The organism is Nonomuraea sp. NPDC054003 (assembly GCF_055585125.1).
Genome location: NZ_JBVJKR010000009.1, coordinates 110,046 through 126,089, shown reverse-complemented (window position 1 = coordinate 126,089; position 16,044 = coordinate 110,046). Strand labels below are relative to the sequence as shown.

General features: G+C 71.2%; 15 protein-coding genes and 1 tRNA gene. 6 read left to right on the top strand and 10 right to left on the bottom strand.

What is annotated here, in order from left to right; translation table 11 throughout:
- Positions 1-40: 40 nt before the first annotated feature.
- The 4 genes from ACZ6YG_RS24340 to ACZ6YG_RS24325 form a co-directional block, all read right to left on the bottom strand.
- Positions 41-649 (bottom strand): 50S ribosomal protein L25/general stress protein Ctc, encoded by a 609-nt coding sequence (locus tag ACZ6YG_RS24340; protein ID WP_148029109.1) that lies wholly within the window; start codon positions 647-649, stop codon positions 41-43.
- Between the two features lie 144 nt (positions 650-793).
- The gene (locus tag ACZ6YG_RS24335) at positions 794-1,771 is read right to left on the bottom strand and encodes a ribose-phosphate diphosphokinase (protein ID WP_148029108.1); all 978 of its coding nucleotides are present in this window, start codon (positions 1,769-1,771) and stop codon (positions 794-796) included.
- The gene (gene glmU, locus ACZ6YG_RS24330; protein ID WP_466019296.1) at positions 1,768-3,219 is read right to left on the bottom strand and encodes a bifunctional UDP-N-acetylglucosamine diphosphorylase/glucosamine-1-phosphate N-acetyltransferase GlmU; all 1,452 of its coding nucleotides are present in this window, start codon (positions 3,217-3,219) and stop codon (positions 1,768-1,770) included. The genes ACZ6YG_RS24335 and glmU overlap by 4 nt, the downstream gene beginning before the upstream one ends.
- A 125-nt stretch (positions 3,220-3,344) precedes the next feature.
- Positions 3,345-3,416, bottom strand: a tRNA-Gln gene (locus ACZ6YG_RS24325).
- A 183-nt stretch (positions 3,417-3,599) separates the two neighbouring features.
- Here ACZ6YG_RS24325 and ACZ6YG_RS24320 point away from each other — a divergent pair.
- Genes ACZ6YG_RS24320 through ACZ6YG_RS24305 form a run of 4 tightly spaced genes read left to right on the top strand, consistent with a single transcriptional unit; the run spans position 3,600 to position 8,451 of the window.
- A complete protein-coding gene (locus ACZ6YG_RS24320) occupies positions 3,600-4,538 on the top strand; it encodes an acyl-CoA desaturase (protein ID WP_148029106.1) in 939 nt (312 codons plus the stop codon).
- 43 nt (positions 4,539-4,581) lie between these two features.
- Positions 4,582-5,514, top strand: a complete 933-nt coding sequence (locus tag ACZ6YG_RS24315; RefSeq protein WP_148029105.1) for a TetR/AcrR family transcriptional regulator — start codon at positions 4,582-4,584, stop codon at positions 5,512-5,514.
- A 53-nt stretch (positions 5,515-5,567) separates the two neighbouring features.
- On the top strand, positions 5,568-7,628 hold the full coding sequence (locus ACZ6YG_RS24310; RefSeq protein WP_271279481.1) for an RNA degradosome polyphosphate kinase: 2,061 nt from the start codon (positions 5,568-5,570) through the stop codon (positions 7,626-7,628).
- Complete coding sequence (locus ACZ6YG_RS24305) at positions 7,618-8,451, top strand: NUDIX hydrolase (RefSeq protein ID WP_466019295.1); 834 nt, start codon at positions 7,618-7,620, stop codon at positions 8,449-8,451. Before ACZ6YG_RS24310 ends, ACZ6YG_RS24305 begins: the two co-directional genes overlap by 11 nt.
- Here ACZ6YG_RS24305 and ACZ6YG_RS24300 read toward each other — a convergent pair.
- From ACZ6YG_RS24300 to ACZ6YG_RS24290, 3 genes are read right to left on the bottom strand one after another with little or no spacing between them, the layout of a single operon-like run.
- Positions 8,446-9,924 carry a CYTH and CHAD domain-containing protein gene (locus tag ACZ6YG_RS24300; RefSeq protein WP_466019294.1) on the bottom strand — a complete coding sequence of 493 codons (1,479 nt, stop codon included), beginning with the start codon at positions 9,922-9,924 and terminating at the stop codon, positions 8,446-8,448. The two genes, ACZ6YG_RS24305 and ACZ6YG_RS24300, sit on opposite strands and share 6 nt — an antisense overlap.
- A 55-nt stretch (positions 9,925-9,979) precedes the next feature.
- A complete protein-coding gene (locus tag ACZ6YG_RS24295) occupies positions 9,980-10,327 on the bottom strand; it encodes a VOC family protein (RefSeq protein WP_148029101.1) in 348 nt (115 codons plus the stop codon).
- Entirely contained in the window at positions 10,324-11,082 is a 759-nt protein-coding gene (locus tag ACZ6YG_RS24290; RefSeq protein ID WP_271279485.1) for a trans-aconitate 2-methyltransferase, read from the bottom strand. Before ACZ6YG_RS24290 ends, ACZ6YG_RS24295 begins: the two co-directional genes overlap by 4 nt.
- Before the next feature lie 68 nt (positions 11,083-11,150).
- On the opposite strand from ACZ6YG_RS24290, the gene ACZ6YG_RS24285 reads away from it, so the two are divergent.
- Positions 11,151-11,648, top strand: coding sequence for a MarR family winged helix-turn-helix transcriptional regulator (locus ACZ6YG_RS24285; protein ID WP_148029099.1), 498 nt, complete (start codon positions 11,151-11,153; stop codon positions 11,646-11,648).
- Between the two features lie 8 nt (positions 11,649-11,656).
- On the opposite strand, the gene atpB is transcribed toward ACZ6YG_RS24285, so the two are convergent.
- Entirely contained in the window at positions 11,657-12,430 is a 774-nt protein-coding gene (gene atpB / locus ACZ6YG_RS24280) for a F0F1 ATP synthase subunit A (protein ID WP_271279486.1), read from the bottom strand.
- 67 nt (positions 12,431-12,497) lie between these two features.
- On the opposite strand from atpB, the gene ACZ6YG_RS24275 reads away from it, so the two are divergent.
- The gene (locus ACZ6YG_RS24275; protein ID WP_466019293.1) at positions 12,498-13,205 is read left to right on the top strand and encodes a TetR/AcrR family transcriptional regulator; all 708 of its coding nucleotides are present in this window, start codon (positions 12,498-12,500) and stop codon (positions 13,203-13,205) included.
- Here the strand turns inward: ACZ6YG_RS24275 and ACZ6YG_RS24270 are convergent.
- Positions 13,202-14,998, bottom strand: a complete 1,797-nt coding sequence (locus ACZ6YG_RS24270; protein ID WP_271279488.1) for an ABC-F family ATP-binding cassette domain-containing protein — start codon at positions 14,996-14,998, stop codon at positions 13,202-13,204. The two genes, ACZ6YG_RS24275 and ACZ6YG_RS24270, sit on opposite strands and share 4 nt — an antisense overlap.
- A 70-nt stretch (positions 14,999-15,068) precedes the next feature.
- Positions 15,069-15,965 carry a 4-(cytidine 5'-diphospho)-2-C-methyl-D-erythritol kinase gene (locus ACZ6YG_RS24265; protein ID WP_466019292.1) on the bottom strand — a complete coding sequence of 299 codons (897 nt, stop codon included), beginning with the start codon at positions 15,963-15,965 and terminating at the stop codon, positions 15,069-15,071.
- Between the last annotated feature and the right edge of the window lie 79 nt (positions 15,966-16,044).

Here is a 16,044-nt window from a genome sequence, read left to right as displayed (position 1 = left end):
GGGGCAGCGGGCGCACGGCCCGCTGCCCCGTCACCGGACGTCACTCGGCGGCGGCCTCGGCGGTCGCCGCTTCCTCGACCACGGGGCCCTCTTCCTCGGCCGGGGCCTCGGTCGGCTTGGCGATCACCTGGACGATCACGGTCTCCGGGTCGGCCTCCTTGAGCGAGGCGCCCTCCGGGAGCTGGATCTGGGCGGCGGTGATGGAGGCGCCAACCTCCATGCCCTCGACGTCGACCTCGACGCCGGTCGGGATGTTGGTGGCCTCGGCCTCGACCGACAGCGTGGTGAACTGCAGGTCGAGCAGGCCCTCGGGGTTGACGACGCCGACCGTGTTGACCGGGATCTCGACGGTGACCTTCTCGCCGCGCTTGACCAGGAGCAGGTCGACGTGCTCGACGAAGCCCTTGATCGGGTCGCGCTGGACGCCCTTGGGCAGCGCCAGCTCGTTGACGCCGTCGCCCTCCAGGCGGATCAGCACGTTGGCGGTGCGCAGCGCGAGGAGGACCTCGTGGCCGGGCAGCGTGAGGTGCTTGGGCTCGATGCCGTGCCCGTAGAGGACGGCGGGCACCTTGTTGTCACGGCGGATCTTGCGGGCGGCGCCCTTGCCGAACACGGTGCGCGGCTCGGCGGCGATACGGACTTCAGACACGACATCTCCTAGGGATGCAGCGATCGGATTACTGCGCTCCCCCTCACCCGCCCTAGCGGAAGGCGTTACGAGCGCAACCTGGTCAGTCTATAGCGTCGCGCGGCGGGCTCCGTCAGCGTCGGCTGCCGGGCCCGCCGCCGGTGGCTAGGAGTCGCCCTCGAACAGGCTGGTCACCGAGCCGTCGGTGAAGATCTCGGTGATGGCGCGGGCGATGAGCGGCGCGATCGACAGGACGGTCAGCTTGTCGAACTGCTTCTCCTGCGGCAGGGGCAGTGTGTTGGTGACGATGACCTCGGAGATGCGGGAGTTCTTCAGCCGGTCGACCGCGGGGTCGGAGAAGACCGCGTGGGTCGCGGCGACGATCACGTTGGTGGCGCCCTGCTCGTAGAGGGCGTCGGAGGCCTTGCAGATGGTGCCGGCGGTGTCGATCATGTCGTCGATCAGCACGCAGGTGCGGCCGCGCACCTTGCCGACGACCTCGTTGACCTTCACCGAGTTGGCCACGTCGAGGTCGCGGCGCTTGTGGATGAAGGCCAGCGGGGTGCCGAGCGTGTCGGCCCAGCGCTCCGAGAGCCGCACCCGGCCGGTGTCGGGCGAGACCACGGTGGTGTTGGCCAGGTCGAGCCGGTTCTTCAGGTGGCTCTCCAGCACCGGCATGGCGAACAGGTGGTCGACCGGGCCGTCGAAGAAGCCCTGTATCTGCGAGGTGTGCAGGTCGATCGACATGAGCCGGTCGGCGCCGGCGGTCTTGAACAGGTCGGCCATCAGCCGGGCGGTGATGGGCTCGCGGCCGCGGCCCTTCTTGTCCTGCCTGGCGTAGCCGAAGAACGGCATGACCACGGTGATGCGCTTGGCGGAGGCCCGCTTGAGCGCGTCGACCATGATGAGCTGCTCCATGATCCACTGGTTGATCGGCTCGGTGTGAGCCTGGATCACGAAGGCGTCGCAGCCTCGTACGGATTCGAGGTAGCGGGCGTAGATCTCGCCGTTGGCGAAGTCGGTCAGTTTGGTGGGGGTGAGGGAGACGCCGACGTGTTCGGCGATCTCCTCGGCCAGCGCCGGGTGCGCTCGCCCGGAGAAGAGCATGAGGTTCTTCTCTCCGGGCTGCTTGATGCTGGTCATGAGCCATTCTCCCGCTGTTGCTGCTCGGCCAGCGCCCGCTCGGCGGCCGCTGCCGACTTCGTGCCCGCGCGCCTGCGCAAGACCCATTTCTCGATGTTGCGCTGACGCGCTCTCGCCACCCCGATCGCCCCGGGTGGCACGTCGCCGTCGATGACCGAGCCGGCCGCCGTGTAGGCGCCGTCGCCGATCGTCACCGGGGCGACGAGCATGGTGTCGCATCCCACGAAGGCGCCGTCGCCGACCGTGGTGCGGTGTTTCTCGACGCCGTCGTAGTTGACGAAGACCACGGCCGCGCCGATGTTGGCGCCGTCGCCGATGTCGGCGTCGCCGGCGTAGGTCAGGTGTGGCACCTTGGACCCCTCGCCGACCTTGGAGTTCTTCATCTCGACGAAGGTGCCGGCCTTGGACCTGCGGCCGAGGACCGTGCCGGGGCGCAGGTAGCAGTAGGGGCCGACGCTGGCCTCCGGGCCGATCTCGGCCTGGTCGGCGACGGCGTTGCGCACGACGGCCCCGGCGCCGACGCGGGTGGCGGTCAGCGTGGTCGCGGGGCCGACCTCGGCGCCGGCCTCGACGACGGTGCGGCCGTGGAGCTGGGTGCCGGGGTGGATGACGGCGTCGGGCTCGATCACGACGTCCACGTCGACCCAGGTGGTGTCGGGGTCGACGACGGTGACGCCGGCGCGCATGTGGCGCTCCAGCAGCCGCCGGTTGAGCACCTTGCGGGCGAAGGCGAGCTGGACGCGGTCGTTGACGCCCTCGACCTCGGTGTGGTCGGCGACGGTGCAGGCGCCCACGCGGTGGCCGTCGCCGCGCAGGATCGCCAGCACGTCGGTGAGGTACTCCTCGCCCTGGGCGTTGTCGGTGGAGACCCGCTTGACGGCGTCGGCCAGCAGCTCGCCGTCGAAGGCGTAGATGCCGGAGTTCATCTCCCTGATCGCGCGCTGCTCCGTGCTCGCGTCCTTCTCCTCGACGATCTCCATGACGGCGCCGTCCGCGTCGCGCACGATGCGGCCGTAGCCGGTCGGGTCGGGGACCTCGGCGGTGAGCACGGTGACCGCGTTGCCGTCGGAGTCGTGCCGCTCCAGCAGCTCGGCCATGGTCTCGGCGCGGAGCAGCGGGACGTCCCCGTACGTGACCAGGACCGTGCCGGAGATCGTGCCGACCTCCTCCAGGACGGTGCGGACGGCGTGGCCGGTGCCGCGCTGCTCGCGCTGGACGACGGCGCGGGCGTCGGGGCTGGTGCGGGCGAGGTGGCCGCCGACGCGTTCGAGCGCGTGGCCGATGACGACGACGAGCCGCTCGGGGCCGAGGTCACGGGCGGCGGCGAGCATGTGGTCGACCAGGGCTCGGCCGCACAGCTCGTGCAGGACCTTCGGGGTCTGGCTCTTCATCCGGGTGCCCTCGCCCGCGGCGAGGACGATGACTGCTGCCGGGCGCGGCACACTCACGGACTGAGGCTCCCTGTGGATTGATTGATCAGGGCAAAGGCGCGGCTACCGCACCGCCACCCTCCCGACACCGTGAGAATACCTGCCCGCCATGTGGCGCCCCTATGGGGGGAGCGGCGGTAAAGCTCCCGGAAGAGGATTCGAACCCCTACAAAGTGGACCAAAACCACTTGTCCTGCCGATTAGACGATCCGGGACCGGTCAGACGCCAGGCGCCCGACACATCCCTACGATACCGACCCCGCGCCCGGGTCCGCGCCCCGAATACCGGCTACACGCCGGGGCAGTCCGGCACATTGAGGTCTTCCTAACTTACGTTTGCGTAGGTTACGGTGACGTAGGAAGGACATTAGTCCCGGAAAGATCCAGAGAGGTTGCCCATGACCGTTCTTGCCGAGCGCTCGACACCCGGCCCGAAGCCCGACTTCGAACCAGAGCCACGCACCAGAGCCGAACTCGTGACCTTCGCGCTCGTCGTCGGGCTCCCCCTGGTCGCGATCGCGGCGGCGGTCCCCTTCGCCTGGGGATGGGGTCTCGGCTGGACCGACATCGCCATCGCCGGCGTCTTCTACGTGGTCTCCGGGCTCGGCGTGACCGTCGGGCTGCACCGCTACTTCACGCACGGCTCCTTCAAGGCCAAGCGGCCGCTCAAGATCGCTCTGGGCGTCGCCGGCAGCCTCTCGCTGGAGATGTCCGTGCTCGACTGGGTGGCGACGCACCGCAAGCACCACAAGTTCTCCGACAAGGAGGGCGACCCGCACTCCCCCTGGCGCTTCGGGCCCGGCTTCAGGTCGATGTCCAAGGGCCTGCTCTACGCCCACATGGGCTGGCTGTTCGACGCCGAGCGCACCAACCGCGAGAAGTACGCCCCCGACCTGGTCAAGGACCCGGACGTGATGAGGCTGCACCGGTGGTTCGGCGCGCTGGCCCTCACCTCGATCGTGCTGCCCGCCGTCATCGGCGGCCTGGTCACCTGGTCCTGGCAGGGCGCGCTGACCGCCTTCTTCTGGGGCACGCTGGTCCGCATCGGCCTGCTGCACCACGTCACCTGGTCGATCAACTCGATCTGCCACGTGTTCGGCGAGGAGGAGTTCCAGGTCCGCGACAAGTCGCGCAACGTCTGGTGGCTGGCCATCCCGTCCTTCGGCGAGTCCTGGCACAACCTGCACCACTCCGACCCGACCTGCGCCAGGCACGGCGCGCTGAAGGGCCAGATCGACATCAGCGCGGCCATCATCCGGCTCTTCGAGAAGCTCGGCTGGGCCCACGACGTCCGCTGGCCGTCGCCGGAGAGGCTGGCGGCGAAGCGGATTGTCTGATATTTCGACGGCGGTGGCCGGTGATCCGCCTGTCACCGCCATTATGGGAACCGTGACCGAATCCCGTTCGCGCAGGCGCATGACCGGTAGAGAGCGCAGAGAGCAACTGATCCTGATCAGTCGCACGCTGTTCGCCGAGAAGGGGTTCGACGGGACCTCGATAGAGGAGATCGCCGCGACGGCGCAGGTTTCCAAGCCGGTGGTCTACGAGCACTTCGGCGGCAAGGAAGGCGTCTACGCAGTGGTCGTCGACCGGGAGATGCAGAAGCTCCTGAGCATGATCACCGAGGCGCTCTCCGCCAGCCACGCCCTCGTCAAGCTGGAGCGCGCCGCCCTGGCGCTGCTGCGCTACATCGAGGAGAGCAGCGAGGGCTTCCGCATCCTGGTCCGCGACTCCCACGCGGCCTCCGGCACCGGCACGTTCGCCAGCCTCATCAGCGAGATCGCCAGCCAGGTGGAGGACGTGCTGGCCGACGAGTTCGCGGAGCGCGGCTACGAGCCGAAGCTGGCGCCGATGTACGCGCAGATGCTCGTCGGCATGGTGGCGCTGACCGGCCAGTGGTGGCTCGACGCGCGCAAGCCGGCCCGCGAGGAGGTCGCGGCCCACCTGGTCAACCTGGCCTGGAACGGTCTGACCGGGCTGAACCCGCAGCCGGCGCTCTCCGCGACCACCCGCCAGCAGGTGCCGGCCAAGCCGCGCGCCGGCGACAAGGAGCTGCGCGAGCTGGAGAAGGCGCGCGAGAAGGAGCTGAAGGAGGCCGAGAAGGCCCGCCAGCGCGAGCTGCGCGAGGCGGAGAAGGCCAGGCTCCGCGAGCTCAAGGAGCGCGAGCGCCAGCTCAAGGAGGCCGAGAAGGAGCGCGAGAAGGTCCTCAAGGAGGCCGAGAAGGCCCGCGAGCGCGAGGAGCGGCTGCGCCAGCGCGAGGCCCGGCTGGCCGAGCGCGCCGCCCGGCTGGGGCAGGGCGAACCACCCGAATAAGTCGTTGCGGGAGAGTTAACGTCCCGTTCAACCTAAGTGGGCATATTTCAGATATGTCCGTTGAGCCACTCCCGCCCGACCACGACCTGCCCCTTCCGCAAGAGCGGTTCCTCAACCGCGAGGAGAGCTGGCTGCAGTTCAACGAACGGGTCCTGGAGCTGGCCGAGGACCCGTCGCTGCCGCTGCTGGAGCGGGTCCGCTTCCTGTCCATCTTCGCCAGCAACCTGGACGAGTTCTTCCGCGTACGGGTCGCGGGCCTGAAGCGCCGCATGGCCACCGGCCTGCTGCTGCGCACCAAGAGCGGGCTCAAGCCGAGCGAGGAGCTGGCCAGGATCGCCACCGTGGCCGACGCGCTCGCCAAACGGCACGCCGCGGCCTTCCACGAGCAGATCCGCCCGCGGCTCGCCGCCGAGGGCATCGAGATCGTCCGCTGGGACGAGCTGGGCCGCGAGGAGCGCACGGAGCTGCGCAAGCTCTTCAGGGAGCGGATCAGGCCGGTACTGACGCCGCTGGCCGTCGATCCCGCGCATCCGTTCCCGTACATCTCGGGTCTGAGCCTCAACCTGGCCGTCGTGGTGCGGAACCCGTCCAACGACCACACCGTGTTCGCCAGGGTCAAGGTGCCCTCGCAGCTGCCGCGGCTGGTCCAGCCGTCACCGAACCGGTTCGTGCCGCTGGAGGACGTGATCGCGGCCCACCTGGGGCAGCTGTTCAAGGGCATGGAGATCGTCCAGCACCACGTCTTCCGGGTGACCAGGAACGAGGACCTGGAGGTCGACGAGGACGTCACCGAGAACCTCATGCAGGCGCTGGAGAAGGAGCTGCGCCGCCGCAGGTTCGGGCCGCCGGTGCGGCTGGAGGTCGAGGACACGATCTCCCAGGAGGTGCTCGACCTGCTGGTGGAGGAGCTGGAGCTCGATCCGCACGAGATCTACCGGATCCCCGGGCCGCTGGACATGACCGGCCTGAACGTGATCGCGGACCTGGACCGCGGTGAGCTCGCCTACCGCCCTTTCGTGCCGGCCGAGGCGATCGGCGCCGCCGATGACGTCTTCGCGGTGCTGCGCGAGCGCGACGTGCTGCTGCACCACCCGTACGACTCGTTCGCCACCAGCGTGCAGCGCTTCATCGAGGCGGCCTCCGCCGACCCGCGCGTGCTGGCGATCAAGCAGACCCTCTACCGGACCAGCGGCGAGTCCCCGATCGTGGACGCGCTCATCGACGCGGCCGAGGCCGGCAAGCAGGTCGTGGTGGTCGTGGAGATCAAGGCCAGGTTCGACGAGCACGCGAACATCTCCTGGGCGCGCAAGCTGGAGCGGGCCGGCTGCCACGTGGTCTACGGCGTGGTGGGGCTCAAGACCCACTGCAAGCTGGCGCTGGTGGTGCGGCAGGAGCCGTCGGGCGAGCTGCGCCGCTACTGCCACATCGGCACCGGCAACTACAACCCCAAGACGGCCAGGCAGTACGAGGACTTCGGCCTGCTCACCGCGGACCCGCTGGTCGGCGAGGACGTCACGGACCTGTTCATCCACCTGACCGGGTACTCCCACCACTCGGCCTACCGGCGGCTCCTGGTAGCCCCGCACTCGCTGCGCGGCGGGCTGCTGGCCAGGATCGAGCGGGAGATCGCCCACCAGCGGGCGGGCCGCCCCGCGCGGATCAGGATCAAGACGAACTCGCTGGTGGACGAGCCGATCATCGACGCGCTCTACCGCGCCTCGCGCGCCGGCGTGCCGATCGACCTGTGGGTGCGCGGCGTGTGCACGCTGCGCCCCGGCATCCCGGGCCTGTCGGAGACCATCCGGGTGCGGTCGGTGCTGGGCCGGTTCCTGGAGCACTCCCGGGTGTACGAGTTCGGCCTGGGCAGGCGGCCCGAGGTGTGGATCGGCAGCGCCGACCTGATGCGCCGCAACCTGGACCGCCGGGTGGAGGCCCTGGTCAAGGTGACCGCGCAGCAGCACAAGGCGTACCTCGTGGACCTGATGGACCGGGTGATGGCCGACACGACGAACACCTGGTGGCTGAACGGCGACGGGAACTGGGTCCGCCACCCGGGCGAGGACCTGCAGAGCCGCCTGATCGGGATGCGCCGCTGGAGGAGCGTTGACGACTGACCCGCTCCGCGCCGCCGGAGCCGTGATCTGGCGCGGCGAGGAAAGCCGCCCCGAGGTCGCCCTCGTCCACCGCCCCCGCTACGACGACTGGACCTTCCCCAAGGGGAAGCTGAAGTCCGGCGAGCACGTGATCGCCGCCGCGCTGCGCGAGGTGCGCGAGGAGACCGGGCTGACCGTGGCGCTCGACCGCGCCCTGCCGCCCGTGCACTACCCGCACGGGACCCGGCTCAAGCGGGTGGACTACTGGGCGGGCCGGGTGGCGGAGGAGGGCCCGTTCGTCGCCGGCGACGAGGTCGACGAGCTGCGCTGGCTCCCCGTGGACCGGGCCCGCGAGCTGTTGACCTACGAGTGGGACGCGGGCCTGCTGCGCGCGCTGTCGGCCGCGCCGCTCGCCACCGTCCCGCTGGTGCTGGTACGGCACGCCTCCGCCGGGTCGCGCCAGACCTGGCAGGGCGCGGACTCGCTGCGCCCGCTCGACGCCGAGGGGCTGGCCCAGGCGGCGGCGCTGGCCACCGTGCTGCCCGCGTACCGGCCCGCCGTCCTGCTCAGCTCGCCCAGTCTCAGGTGCGTCCAGACGCTCGCGCCGTACAGCTCGCACCTGCGGCTGGAGCCGCTGCTCAGCGAGGAGGGGCAGGACCCGCGCAAGACCACCGCCCTGGTCGGCGAGCTGACGGAGCGCGCGGCCGTGTGCAGCCACGGCAAGGTGCTGCCCCCTCTCATCGCCGCGCTCAGCGGCAGGGACGTGCGCCTGCGCAAGGGCGCGTTCGCGGTGCTGCACCGGGTGGGCGAGCGGGTGGTCTGCGCGGAGCGGTACGGGCTATAGCACCTTCTCGACGCCGGCCATGGTCTCCGACCAGACGCGGGGGAAGTCCTCGTGCGCCCGCTCGGCGGCGGCGCGCTCCAGCCCGGCCAGGACGCCGTAGGTGAAGGTGTCCTCGCCCGCCCGGCGCGCGGCCCCCGCCTCCTCGGCCAGCGTCTCCTGGGCGACGACCCCGTCCTGGTGGGCGCCGAGCACCTCCTGCACGTCCTCGGCCAGCTTGGCCAGCGTGCCCATGCGCTTGCCGAGCGTGTCGCGCAGCGCCTCGGCGGTGTAGCGGGCGCGCTTGGCCGCCTTGCGCACGTCGTGCATGGCGATCTCGCGCTGCTCGGGGTCGTCGATGGCCTGGGCGGTCTCGTACGCCTTCGTCACCCGGTTCCAGTTGGCTGCGGCGACGTCGGCGAGCCGCGTCTCGGCCGGGTCGGCCGCGGCCTTGCCCAGCTCGGGCTCGGACACCAGCGCGTCGAGGGCGTCGAGCAGGGCGTAGTAGCGGTCGCCGCCGAGCGTCTCCCTGATCGTGTCGTAGCCTTCCCGCTCGCGCCTGAGCAGGTCGTCGCCGAGCCGGGCCCGGACGGGGCCGACGACCAGCTCGGGCGGGAGCCCGGCCAGCTCGCGGGCGAACCTGTCCCTGATCACCTCCAGGTCGCGGACCTCGCCCAGCACGCCGCCGAGCCAGCGCAGCTCGTCCTGGATCTCGCTGGTGTTCCTGACGACGGGTTTGAACGCCTTGAGCGCGCTGCGGAGCCTGCGGGCGGCGACGCGCATCTGGTGCACCGCGTCCTCCTCCTCGCGGCGCACCCGGGGGTCCTGGGCGAGGAGGGCCGTCACCTGGCCGGACAGGTAGGCCATGACGGTGTGGCCCGCGGTTCCCGGTTCGAGGCCGGCGTGGGGGGCGGGCGGCGGGTCGAGGAGCTTGGCCAGCTTGCTGGTGGCCGGCGACGGCGTGGCGCCCACCTTCCTGAGCCGCTTGCCGGTCTTGGCCAGCAGCTTCTCGTCGCCCTCCAGCAGCTCCGCCTCGACCTCGCGCCAGCGCATCACCGCCGGCGGGTCCGTGCCGTACACCGTGCCCTTGACCCGGTCGTCGGCGATCTCCACCAGCTTGCGGTCGCCGTCCTTGAGCAGGGTGACGCTCCTGCGGGTGTCGAGCTCGGCCACCACGCCCAGCTCGGCGCCCCGGGTGTAGGCGCGCACCAGCTCGGCCAGCTCGGCCGGGACGACCTTGGTGCTGCGGGTCAGCGGGATCGCGATCTCCTGCCGCACCCCTTTGGCCTTGGGCAGCTTCAGGTGCCAGCCGGGGTCGGCGCCGCCGCGCCTGCGTCTGAGAGTGACGCCGCGCCTGGCCAGCCGCAGGTCGGGGGTGTCGTAGTAGAGGGCGACGAGTTGGAAGCTCTTCGGGCCGACGACCTCGGCCAAGCCGCTCAGGTCAGGCAGCTGGTAATCGGCGGTGACGTCGAACTTGTCCTCGATCTCGATGCCCACGACACCTCACAAAAAGGTCGGATTTCGGACAATAATGCCACTCTACGCAGGCTCGTCACATGGCCTGAAGCAGCTCGATCCTGTTCCCTACCGGATCTTCGACGTACACCCTCCGGAAGCCCGGGAACAGGTCGTCGGGCACCGCGCCGGGGAGCTGGGCCACGAGCGCGTCCAGATCGTCCACCAGGAACGCCGGGTGCGCCTTGCGCGGCGGGCGGAAGTCCTCTTCCATCCCGAGATGGACCTCCAATCCGGGGCCGCGGAACCAGACGCCGCCCCGCTTGGCCAGCTCCGGCGGCTTCGGCACCTCCCTCAGGCCGAGGATCCCGGCGTAGAACGCCCTCAGCTCGGGTTCGCTGCCGGGCGGCGCGGCGAGCAGGACGTGGTGCAGGCCAGTGATCATTTCTGCGCCACCACGAAGATCCGGCGGAACGGGAACGGCGTCCCGTACGACCCTGCCGGGTAGGCCCGCGCCAGCCGTTCGGCCAGCTCGGCCGTGAACCGCGCGCGCTCGCGGTCGTCCAGCCGGTCGAGCACGGGCCGCAGCGCGGTGCCGGAGACCCAGCCGAGCACCGGGTCCTCCCCCTCCAGCACGTGCACGTACGTGGTCTCCCAGGCGTCCACCCGGCAGCCGAAGCCGCTCAGCAGGTCCAGATACTCGACCGCGTCGCCGACGGGCCTGCCCCGATCGAGGTCGCCGAGCCGGTCCACCCAGCCGGGGGACGCGCACAGCTCGCGGATGGCGGCGTGGCTCGGGGCGTCGTAGTTGCCCGGCACCTGGAAGGCCAGCCAGCCTCCGGGGCTCAGCGCGTCCACCCACCGCTCGACGACGACGCGGTGCTCGGGCACCCACTGGAGGGCGGCGTTGGAGACGATCACGTCGACCGGCCTGTCAGGGTGCCAGGTGGCCACGTCGGCGACGGCGAAGGAGACCCCGCCGCCCAGCTCCCGCGCCTTGGCGATCATGGCAGGCGAGGAGTCGAAGCCCAGCACCTCCGCCCCGGGCCAGCGCCGGGCCAGCTCGGTGGTCAGCTCGCCGCTGCCGCATCCGGCGTCCACCACATATGCCGGGCTCTCGGCCCGTACTCTGGCCACGAGATCGAAGAACGGGCGCGACCGTTCGTCGCCGTAGCGGGCGTACGTGTCAGGGTCCCACATATCTCTTGACATAGAGATGATTGATATCGAGCTATTTATCTCGATGTCAAGACAGTACACTCGGGGCCATGACGGAAGCGCAGGACGAGGTCGACCGGCTCGTCGCGGCGTGGCGGGCGGAGCGGCCCGACCTCGACGTCGAGCCGCTGCAGGTGCTCTCGCGGATCTCCCGCCTGGCCAAGCACCTCGACCGGGCCAGGCGCGCGGCGTTCGCCGAGCACGGGCTGGAGCCCTGGGAGTTCGACGTGCTCACCGCGCTGCGGCGGGCCGGACAGCCCTACGAGCTGAGCCCCGGCGCGCTGCTGCGCGCCACCCTGGTCACCTCCGGCACCATGACCAACCGCATAGACCGCCTCGCCCAGGCGGGTCTCGTACGGCGCCGCCCCGACCCCGAGGACCGCCGCGGCGTCCTGGTCTCCCTGACCGACGCCGGGCTCGCCCGCGTCGACGCCGCCTTCACCGACCTGATCAGGCGCGAGCACACGCTGCTCAGCAGCCTGGAAGCGGACCAGCAACACGCCCTGGCCGGGCTGCTGCGCACGATGCTGGCGCCCTTCGACACCTGACCGCGGGGTCAGTGCTCGGGCCGCAGCGACGAGCCGACGTACATGGCGGCGAGCATGGTGAACAGGTAGGCCTGCAGGAACTGGATGAAGATCTCGAACGCCGTCAGCACGATCGTCATGGCCACCCCGAGCACGCCCACGGCGAAACCTGGCAGAGTCGGCCGCTCGATCAGGAACCAGAACCCGACGGCGCTGAAGAACGCCAGCAGCGTGTGCCCGGCGAACATGTTCGCGAGCAGCCGCACGGCATGCGTGAACGGCGCGGTCACGAAGAAGTAGACCAGCTCCAGCGGCGCGTACAGGACGATCGCCAGGGCCCTGGGCAGCCCCGGCGGGAACATCATGCCCTTGAGATAACGGAACACCCCGTGCCGGGTGAAGGCCACATACAGCTTGACCAGGTAGACGGCGATCGCCAGCACCCACGGGAACGACGCCCGCGCGGTCACGGGGAACTGGAGCAGCGGGACGACCGCCAGCAGGTTCCAGACCAGGATCAGCAGGAAGAGGCTGAGCAGCAGCGGCATCCAGCGGTCGGCGTCCCGGCCTAAAAACGGCCTGGCTATCTGGTCGCGCACGAACAGGTAGACGTACTCGCCCACGTTCTGCGCCCCGCGCGGCACCAGCTTGGGCCGGGAGTAGGCCGCCCAGGCGAACGCGCACACCGCCAGCGCGCCGAGGACGGCGAGCAGCACCGGCTTGGTCACCCACCCCTGCCACAGCGCGGGAAACTCGAACAGGTCGTCCGGGGACGGCGCACGAAAGTCGGGGGCGGCGGCCATGCATGCTCCTTCGGGGACAACCGGGTACGGTGTACCTAGTTTTCCAGCCCGGTACGGTGTACGCAATATGGAAAACGTCTGGATGCGGCCCGACCGGCCCGCTCGCGGGCCCCGGCCCGCCTTCAGCCGGGCTCAGCTCACCGAGGCCGCGCTGCGGGTCGCCGACGCCGAAGGACTCGACGCGATCTCGATGCGCCGCCTCGCCGCGGAGATCGGCTCCGGCACGATGTCGCTCTACCGGTACGTCTCGGGCAAGGACGATGTGATCGACCTGATGGTCGACGCCGTCTCGGCGGAGTTCCTCCCACCTGACGTCCCCAGCGGCGACTGGCGGGCCGACCTGCGCGCCCTGGCCATCCAGGGCCGCCAGGCGATGCACCGGCACCCGTGGATGGCCCGGGTGACCGCCACCCGGCAGTCCAGCGGCCCCAACGGCGTGCGGACCTTCGAGCGCGCCCTGTCCGTGGTCGACGGGATGGGCCTGAGCATCGACGTCATGCTCGCCCTGGTGGGGTCGGTGTTCGCCTACGTCAACGGGTACGTGGCCGCGGAGATGGGCGAGCTGGAGGCCCGGCGGCGCACCGGCCTGGACGTGCAGCAGTGGATGGCGCGCCAGGCCCCCTATCTGGAGACGCTGCTCAAGAGCGGCGACCACCCGTTGTTCGCCCGGGTGGTCGCCGAGAGCGGGCGTGAGCTCGCCGACCCGGACGAGCGCTTCGCGTACGGCCTGGACCGCCTGCTCGACGGGATCGCCGCCGCGCTCCCTGGCGGCTAGTCACCGAGGCGGTCGGCGGTCTCCAGCCACTCGGCCTCGACGGTCTCCTTCTGGGCCAGCAGGTCGCGGAGCCGCGCGTCGAGGTCGCCGAGCTTCTCGTAGTCGCCGGCCGCGCCGGCCATCTCGGCGTGCAGCTTGGCCTCCTGGCCAGCCAGCTTGTCGAGCTGCCGCTCCAGGCGGTTGAGCTCCTTGCGCAGCTCCCGCTCCTCCTTGGCCGACAGCCCCTGGGGCGCCGCGGGGGCGGACGGCTCGGGCCGGGCCTCCGGCTGGGCCGCCACCCGGGCCGTCTGCGCGGTGCCGGCGGCGCGCCGCTCCAGGTACTCGTCCACCCCGCCGGGCAGGAGCGACAGCCTGCCGTCGCCGAGCAGGGCCACGCTGCGGTCAGTCACCCGCTCCAGGAAGTAGCGGTCGTGGGAGACCAGGATCAGCGTGCCGGGCCAGCCGTCGAGCAGGTCTTCGAGCTCGTTGAGCGTCTCGATGTCGAGGTCGTTGGTGGGCTCGTCGAGCAGCAGCACGTTGGGGTCGTCCATGAGCAGCCTGAGCAGCTGCAGGCGGCGCCGCTCGCCGCCCGACAGGTCGCCGACCACCTTCCACTGCGCCTCGCCCTTGAAGCCGAGGCGCTCCAGCAGCTGGGAGGCGGTCCACTCCTTCTTGCCGACCTGGACGTACTTGCGGATCTCCTCGACCGTCTCCAGCACCCGCCGGGTGGGGTCGAGCTCCGCCAGCTCCTGCGACAGGTGGGCGAGGCGGACCGTCCGGCCTTCGACGACGCGGCCGGAGTCGGGGGCGACGGTGCCGGCGAGCAGGCGCAGGACCGACGACTTGCCGGAGCCGTTGACGCCGATCAGCCCGACCCGGTCGCCCGGGCCGAACTGCCACGTGCAGCGGTCGAGCACCTTCGGGCCGGCGCCGGGGCCGCCCGCGTGGAGGGTGACGTCTTCGAGGTCGTAGACGGTCTTGCCGAGCCGGGCGCTGGCGAACTTCAGCAGCTCGACGGTCTCGCGCGGCGGCGGCTCGTTCGCGATCAGCGCCTGGGCCGCGTCCACCCGGAACTTGGGCTTGGACGTGCGGGCGGGCGGGCCGCGGCGCAGCCAGGCGATCTCCTTGCGCATGAGGTTCTGGCGGCGCTCCTCGGCGGCCTGGGCGACACGCGCCCGCTCGGCCTTGGCCAGCACGTAGGCGGCGTAACCGCCCTCGTAGCGCTCGACGCGGCCGTCGACGACCTCCCAGGTGCGGGTGGAGACGGCGTCGAGGAACCAGCGGTCGTGCGTCACCACGACCAGCGCGCTCCTGCGGCCGGACAGGTGGCCGGCCAGCCAGGCGATGGCCTCGATGTCGAGGTGGTTGGTGGGCTCGTCGAGCATGATCAGGTCGTGCTCGACGATGAGCAGTTGCGCCAGCGCGGTGCGCCTGCGCTCGCCGCCGGACAGGTCGCCCGCCTTGGAGTCGAGGTCGAGGTCGCCGATCAGGTTGCCGAGGATCTCGCGGACGCGCTGGTCGCCGGCCCATTCGTGCTCGGCCATGTCGCCCAGGACGAGGTCGCGCACGGTCATGCCGGGGTCGAGCGGATCCTGCTGGGAGAGGAAGCCGACGCGCAGGCCGCGGGTGTGGGTGACGCGGCCGCTGTCGGGGCTCACGCCGCCCTCGATCACGCGGAGCAGGGTCGTCTTGCCGCCGCCGTTGCGGCCCACCACGCCGATGCGCTCGCCGTCCTCGATGCCGAGGGAGACGTCGGAGAGCAGCGGCTTGGGCCCGTAGGCGTGGGAGACCGACTCGAGATTGACCAGATTCATCGCATCCCCAGGGTATCGGCTCGCGACGAGCACACCACCCGGCACCGGATCAGGCCGCCGCGGGACGGGGTCAGACGAGGGTGGCGCCCGGGGCGGGGCCTTCGGCGACGACGGCGGCGCGGGTGCCGGGGGTGGTGGCGAGCCTGCGGGCCAGCTCCGCGGCGTGCGCCGCGTCACCGCCGAGGAAAGCGCAGGTGGCGCCGGAGCCGGAGACGATCGCGCCCAGGGCTCCCGCGTCGCGACCGGCCCGCAGGGTGTCGGCCAGCGGCGGGTGGAGCGCGAGCGCGGCCGGCTCCAGGTCGTTGGCGAGGCGGCGGCCCAGCTCGGCGGCGTCGCCGTCGCGCAGCGCGGCCAGGAGCGCCGGGTCGGGCCGGGGCTCGGGGATGGGCGAGCCCTCCCTGAGGCGGTCGCACTCCTTGTAGACGTGGGCGGTGCTGAGCCCGGTGTCGGCGACCGCGAACACCCAGTGGAAGGGGCCGCCGACGGGCAGCGGGGCCAGGCGCTCGCCGCGCCCCGTGCCGAGCGCGGTGCCGCCCATCAGCGAGAACGGCACGTCGCTGCCCAGCTCGGCGCCGATCTCCATCAGCTCCTCGCGGGGCAGGCCGAGCCCCCACAGCTCGTCGCAGGCGACCAGCGCGGCGGCCGCGTCGGCGCTGCCGCCCGCCATGCCGCCCGCCACCGGGATCGTCTTGTGGATGACGAGCTCGGCGCCCCGATCGAGACCCGCCCGCGCGGCCAGCGCACGGGCCGCGCGGACCGCCAGGTTGCCGTCGTGCAGCGGCACCTCGGCCGCCCAGCCGCCGGTCACCGAGACCGTGATCGAGCGGGCCTCCCTGGCCACCACCTCGTCGAAGATCGACACGGCGTGGAACACGTTGACCAGGTCGTGGAAGCCGTCCTCCCGCAGCGGGCCGACGGAGAGCTGCACGTTCACCTTCGCGGGCACCCGTACGGTCACCGAGCTCATCAGATCTTCTGCCACTTCCGTCGCTGCGAGGGTCGAGGACACTCGATCGTATCCGCGCCCGCACACTCCGCGTACCGGA